Here is a 1,837-nt window from a genome sequence, read left to right as displayed (position 1 = left end):
GGGACGGAAGCCGCCCCTGACCTGCGAAAACATGTGATCCAGATCACTCCCCGAGACCCCTGTTTCAGGTGGACCCGGACTCTTAAATAAGGCAGAATTAGTGATGTCGGAAGGGGATGGCAGCCCCGGACGACAGGCCCTAAACCTTCAACACCAAGGACAACGACGTGACGACCGAGACCGTCGAGCAGACCATCCCGACCACCTTCCGATTCGAGGACGTCCCGCTTTCCCAGCTCACCGCCCACCCCGGCAACGTCCGTGAGGACCTGGCCGTGACGGACCGGTTCCGCCGGAGCCTCCGCAAGAAGCTGCGGACGCCGCTGCTGGTGACCCCGCAGGCAGACGGCACGTACAAGGTGATCGACGGTCACCGCCGTCTGCTGGTCATGATCGAGGACAAGTGGGAGACCGTCCCTGTCGTGATCGACGACAGCCGGGCCGAGGACGAGGCCGGGCAGTACGTGGACATGGTCACCACCGCCGAACAGCGGGTCGGCCTGAACACGCGGGAGAAGGCCGCCGCCCTCTTCCAGGCGAGCGAGCTGGGGGCCGGGGTCAAGGCCATCGCGACCGAGACCGGGTGGACGCAGAAGGACGTGAAGACCGCCGTGCAGGTGGGACGCGCGGCCAAGACGATGGAGGCGGCCCAGGCCGTCCAGTACGCCTGGACGCTCGACCAGCTCGAAGCGCTGGCCGAGTTCGAGGACGACCCGGAGGCCCTGAAGGAGCTGACCGAGGCGGCGCAGGGCGGGAACTTCTCCTACCGTCTGCGCAGGCTCCGCGACGACCGGGAGGAGACGGCGCGGCTGGCCAAGGAGCGGGCCGAGGCCGTCGCCGCCGGGCTGACCGTCATTGACGAGTACGAGGCCCTGCCGGACAGCGCGACCCGGATTCACGAACTGCGGACCCACGACGGGGCGAAGACGATCAGCGAGGAGGAGCACAAGGCGTGCCGGGGGCACGTCGTGGCCCCGGCGCAGTACGGCTCCCACTGGGTGACGTACTGCCTGAAGCCCGCCCTGTACGACCACGCCGTCTACCAGCCGCCCGGCAGCACCACGGCGACCACCAAGGCGGAGGACAAGGAGGCCCGCCAGCGCATCATCCAGGGGAACAAGCACTACAAGGCCGCGACCGCAGCCCGCCGCGAGTGGCTGAACACCTGGATGACCCGCAAGACGTTCCCGCGCGACGCGCAGGTGATCATGGCGCGGTTCGTGGCGGAGTCGACCCTGCGCGGCGACGATCTCGGCATCGGTGACATCACCAGCGAGGACGGGACCCGCCTGGTCCGGGAATGGCTCGGCATCGCGGACGCCTCCCGAGCGAACACGATGACGGCCGAGATCCTGGCGAAGGCCGACGCCCGCCGCCTGGCACTGTTCCCCTTCATGGCCTGCGTCGCGTCGTACGAGAAGACGACCGGCCACAAGGACAACCGGCCCTGGCGCACGGACCGTCAGGGTCTGAGCAGCCACACGCGGAAGCGGATCGGCGCGTACCTCTCCATGCTCGTGCAGCTGGGCCACTCGGCCTCACCGATCGAACAGGCCATCATCGACGGCCAGGAGTACGACGGCACCGAGCACGCGGCGAAGGTCTCCGCCGAGAAGGCGAAGGAGACGGGACAGGAACAGCTCGACTCGAAGTGACCGCAGGGCCGGGAGGGGGAGGCCCCCTCCCGGCCCGCGTACGGCAGCGTCGTCCTCACAGGCAGCGCCGCCGTGCGCGGCGCGGTAGCGGACACGCCTGGCGGCGTGGCGGTGTTGGTGGCCCGGTGCGTGCTCGCCGGCCCCGGCCTCCTTCGTCGGCCGGTGCCGTCGGCACCGGGCCG

Annotated in this window: 1 protein-coding gene; it reads left to right on the top strand. The window is 69.4% G+C overall.

Annotated features, from left to right (window positions below):
* Positions 1 to 167: 167 nt before the first annotated feature.
* A complete protein-coding gene (locus tag ACFV6V_RS31095) occupies positions 168 to 1,655 on the top strand; it encodes a ParB/RepB/Spo0J family partition protein (protein ID WP_376539182.1) in 1,488 nt (495 codons plus the stop codon).
* Positions 1,656 to 1,837: the final 182 nt, after the last annotated feature.

It is taken from the genome of Streptomyces sp. NPDC059828 (assembly GCF_042731955.1).
Taxonomy (GTDB): domain Bacteria; phylum Actinomycetota; class Actinomycetes; order Streptomycetales; family Streptomycetaceae; genus Streptomyces.
Note: the sequence above shows the minus strand (reverse complement) of the source record. Positions and strands in the feature narration are given on the sequence as shown.